Origin of the sequence: Polynucleobacter sp., assembly GCF_018500155.2 — a bacterium.
Lineage (GTDB): Bacteria > Pseudomonadota > Gammaproteobacteria > Burkholderiales > Burkholderiaceae > Polynucleobacter.
On record NZ_JAHBAK020000060.1, the window covers coordinates 1 to 4,188 of the forward strand.

At 46.4% G+C, this 4,188-nt stretch carries 6 protein-coding genes; 5 read left to right on the plus strand and 1 reads right to left on the minus strand.

Annotated elements, in window-relative coordinates; all coding sequences use genetic code 11:
* The 5 genes from KIH43_RS07190 to KIH43_RS07210 all read left to right on the plus strand — a co-directional run.
* Positions 1–831: branched-chain amino acid transaminase (locus KIH43_RS07190; protein ID WP_297719262.1), on the plus strand; the 831-nt coding region annotated here is incomplete at its 5' end.
* A gap of 24 nt (positions 832–855) precedes the next feature.
* Complete coding sequence (locus KIH43_RS07195; protein WP_296968510.1) at positions 856–1,044, plus strand: zinc-finger domain-containing protein; 189 nt, start codon at positions 856–858, stop codon at positions 1,042–1,044.
* Positions 1,045–1,095: 51 nt separating this feature from the next.
* The gene (waaF, locus tag KIH43_RS07200; RefSeq protein ID WP_297719265.1) at positions 1,096–2,136 is read left to right on the plus strand and encodes a lipopolysaccharide heptosyltransferase II; all 1,041 of its coding nucleotides are present in this window, start codon (positions 1,096–1,098) and stop codon (positions 2,134–2,136) included.
* A 22-nt stretch (positions 2,137–2,158) separates the two neighbouring features.
* The gene (locus KIH43_RS07205; protein WP_296968513.1) at positions 2,159–2,593 is read left to right on the plus strand and encodes a nuclear transport factor 2 family protein; all 435 of its coding nucleotides are present in this window, start codon (positions 2,159–2,161) and stop codon (positions 2,591–2,593) included.
* 2 nt (positions 2,594–2,595) lie between these two features.
* Positions 2,596–3,213 (plus strand): DUF2946 family protein, encoded by a 618-nt coding sequence (locus KIH43_RS07210; RefSeq protein ID WP_297719268.1) that lies wholly within the window; start codon positions 2,596–2,598, stop codon positions 3,211–3,213.
* Here KIH43_RS07210 and KIH43_RS07215 read toward each other — a convergent pair.
* A partial coding sequence (locus KIH43_RS07215; protein WP_297719271.1) for a tetratricopeptide repeat protein occupies positions 3,210–4,188 on the minus strand: 979 nt, incomplete at its 5' end. The genes KIH43_RS07210 and KIH43_RS07215 overlap by 4 nt on opposite strands.

Here is a 4,188-nt window from a genome sequence, read left to right on the forward strand (position 1 = left end):
CACTACGGCATGGGCGTTTTTGAAGGGATCCGTGCCTATAAAACTGCTCAGGGCACTGCTGTTTTCCGCCTCCCAGAGCACGTTAAGCGCCTATTTAATGGCACCAAGATCTTTCAAATGAATATGCCCTATAGCCCCGAGGAGATTTCCAAGGGCATTCTTGAAGTGATCAGCAGCAATAAGCTTGAGTCTTGCTACATCCGCCCCATCATCTTTATTGGCTCACAAAAGCTGGGTATCTCCCCGAAAGGCAACAGTATTCATACTGCGATTGCTGCCTGGGAGTGGGGTGCTTACTTAGGTGAAGATGGCATCAACAAAGGTATTCGCGTCAAGACCTCTTCCTTCACGCGCCACTTTGTGAACTCCTCACTCGTACGTGCCAAGGCATCTGGCTACTACATCAACTCGATCTTGGCCAATCAAGAAGTTACTGCCAATGGCTATGACGAGGCCTTACTCCTAGATACTGAAGGTTATGTCTCTGAAGGTTCTGGTGAGAATTTATTCATGGTGAGCAACGGCATCGTGTACACACCAGACCTAGCCTCTTGCTTAGATGGCATTACGCGTAATTCCGTCATGCAAATTGCCAAGGACCTTGGCTTTGAAGTGCGCGAAAAACGTTTAACCCGTGACGAAGTCTATTCTGCAGATGAAGCTTTCTTTACTGGCACTGCCGCGGAAGTGACCCCAATTCGTGAACTCGATGATCGTACGATTGGTGATGGTAAACGTGGTTCTATTACTGAAAAAATCCAAAAAGCGTATTTCGATGCTGTTTACGGCAGAAACGACAAATACAAATCTTGGCTCACATACGTTAAATAATATTTAACCTTCAGGAAGCAGAATATGTCTCAAGCACAAGTGACAATGGTCGATGGCAAAGATCTACCATTACATTGCCCAACCAATAAAACACCTGCATGGAATTTGCATCCACGGGTGTTTTTGGATATCACCAAAACGGGTGAAGCTAAGTGCCCATACTGTGGTGCTGAATACAAACTCATTCCTGGCACAGAGCCACACGGTCACTAAACCTCATCAGCACTCCAGATCAAAATGGAGTGCTGAATCGGGATACATTTTATGAACGGTATTCTGATCATCGCCCCAAACTGGATTGGGGATGCTGTAATGACACAGCCATTATTAGCAAGACTCAAAGCACAATATCCAGACTCACCAATTGATGTTCTCGCTAGCAAATGGGTAGCCCCAATCTATCGCGCTTGCAGTCAAGTAAATGAAGTCATAGAAGCACCCTTTGAACACAAACAATTGCAATGGGAATTACGTAAACAATTAGCCAAACACCTGCAGACCAAAAATTACCAAGCCTGCTTTGTTCTACCCAATAGCTTTAAATCTGCACTCATTCCATGGCTAGCCAATATCCCCTTGCGTATTGGCTATCGCGGAGAGTTGCGCTATGGATTCATCAATTTATCCCTTCCCAATCCAAGCAAGGTTAATCGACCTCCCATGGCATTGCACTATTTGGCACTTGCAGAGCTATTGACTGACGAAGAAAGCGTCACTCAAGCACCAATGCCTATTCTTCAAGTAGCAGAAACAGCAAAGCAATCCATTGAACAAAAATTGGTGGCCAGCGGCATCAACACACATTCACCATCAAATCCTCTTTTTGTTTTTTGTCCCGGCGCTGAATATGGCCCCACTAAACGTTGGCCAGCAAACTACTTTGCACAACTTGCACAATCCCTCACCCAACAAAATGACAAAGCACACATCATTCTTTTGGGTGGCAAAGGCGATCAACCCATTGCCAGTGATATTCAAGATAGCGCTGACAATCCAACTCGCATTCATAATTGGTGTGGCAGTACTAGCTTGGACGAAGCAATCGCACTCATTGCACGAGCTAATGCGGTAGTAAGTAATGATTCTGGTTTAATGCATATTGCCGCTGCACTCAAAACACCTCAAGTTGCTATTTTTGGGTCTAGTGATCCTGCCCATACCCCTCCCTTATCAGAGAAGGCAAAGGTCATCTGGTTGCAACTGCCTTGCAGCCCTTGCCATAAAAAAGTATGCCCCTTGGGTCATTTAAAGTGTCTTCATGACATCCATCCGCAGCAAGTTTTGACTACACTCAATACCTTGTAATCAATCTCCAGGAACATTCACCATGACTAAACTCGCTAGACTGTTTCATGATGCAGACGAAGTGGTGGATGCATGGCGCGATGCATTGCGCCACCGGGATGTTCAAGGCGCCCTAGATATTTGGCTTGATGATGATTCGATTACTTGTGTACTCCCAGAGGGACATCGTTTAAGTGGCCATGTAGAAATTCGTGAAGGTCTAGAGAGACTTTTATCCAAGCAGCCATTATTTTTAGAGCCCATTGCTTGTATTAGTCACTCCATTTTAGGTGCCGCAGTGTATGACACTACCGAAGCAGTACACTTTAGAGCAGATCAAATTGAAGCGGAATTTTTCCTCAATATCACCTTAGTACTTCTTCAGGATAGTCAAGGCTGGCGTATTGCTCACTTGCATGCCAGCCGCTCCACTGAGGACACCTTTGACGCCCCTGCCACCCCCCACGGACTGCATTAAATATGGATGAGCAAGTTCTTAGCTCACTCATTAAATGGCCCAATGTTCCAGACTGCTATGGTTGGCTCGCTCTAGATCGCCGCGGCCAATGGCGTATGGTTGATGAATATGCACAGCAACAACATCTATCAGGAAAGCTAATAGATCATGCCGCGCTAAATGAATTTATCTCTAGGAATTATGCAAGCGATACGGCAGGTCGGTATTTTTTTCAAAATGGTCCGCAACGCGTCTTCATCACCTTAGCCGCCACGCCCTGGGTAGTGCGCATCATTCCGAGTGAATCAAGCGCACAAATGATGACGCAATGTCATAGCCAAATGACACCGAGTGGCGCGTTGAGTGATGAGCAAGGCAATATTTATATAGTGGGTTCCACCCAACAAACCGTTTTTCAGGATATTGAAAACCAGCAATTTGCAGTAAAAAACATGCCAGCTGTGGCGCTCCTACATGATCACGATTTAGATCATTTTTCTGAACTTGCAACATTGCGTGAAGAGGCGTGTAGCTTTGGTGGGTCTTGGACATGGGATGGCCAGCTACTCCCACTTGATCCCATTCATTCCAATGAACTCCGCCAACGTTTTGGATTTATTCAGCACCCTGCGCCACTTTAGCTAGGCAACTGTTTTTTCTCTTTTAGCTCTTCGTTGTACTGACGCTGCATTTCACGCAGGCGTGCATCAATACTTGAGCTTTGATAAAAGTCTGCGCCCCCTGCGCTACGCGCGATTCTTAGCTGCTCTATGGCTGACGGCCATGCGCCCTCAAGGGCATATTTTTCACCTAATGCGTAGTGCCGCATGGGCACATTGTTAGCTTGATCGTATGCACTTGATAACAGGCCCCACCAAAGAACTTCATTGGGCTGGGATCGTGTGCGCGCTTTTAGCCAAGTAATCGCATCATTAGTACGACCCATCTTCAGCTCTGCATTAATCATGGCTGCACCGGCCGCGTAAGACTGGGGGTAAGCACGCAATGCTGACTGTGCAATTTGTAATGCCTCCTCTTTTTTACCCTTAGCTAGAGCCAATTCGGAAGCAGTAATTTCTAACGCCAGACTTTGGCGCTGAATCGGCGATCCCGGTGCACTAGCTTTTTGTACTAAGTTACGAGCTTGTTGCAAATTCGCTTCTGCTTGATCCCACCTACCTTGGCGCTGATCAATTAAAGCCAACCCATAAAATCCTTCTAGTTGTTTACCAATTTGAGATTGCTTACTCAAACTATCAAAAGTATTTTTTAAATCGTAGAGGCCACTCGATGTGCCAGCTTGCTCCATTCGTGCACGTGCTTTTATGAAGTAAAACTCAACTGCTGTAGATACATTGCGTGGGGGAACGGTACGGGCACGATCCTGCATATCAGCAATACGATCCGTGGTTAAAGGGTGGGTACGCACATAGCTGGGCACACCCTTATCCATGATGCCGGTTGCTTTTTGCAAACGTTGGAAGAATCCTGGAGCACCATTCACATCGTAGCCAGCCGCTTCTAAGATCAGAAAACCAATACGATCCGCTTCGCGCTCAGCATCCCTTGAGTATGAGAGTTGATTATTAATCGCAGCTGCCTGACCGCCCTGCATG

Coding starts and splice junctions, on each gene's coding strand:
- KIH43_RS07195 (WP_296968510.1), top strand. CDS start 856: ATGTCTCAAGCACAAGTGACAATGGTCGATGGCAAAGATCTACCATTA.
- waaF (WP_297719265.1), top strand. CDS start 1,096: ATGAACGGTATTCTGATCATCGCCCCAAACTGGATTGGGGATGCTGTA.
- KIH43_RS07205 (WP_296968513.1), top strand. CDS start 2,159: ATGACTAAACTCGCTAGACTGTTTCATGATGCAGACGAAGTGGTGGAT.
- KIH43_RS07210 (WP_297719268.1), top strand. CDS start 2,596: ATGGATGAGCAAGTTCTTAGCTCACTCATTAAATGGCCCAATGTTCCA.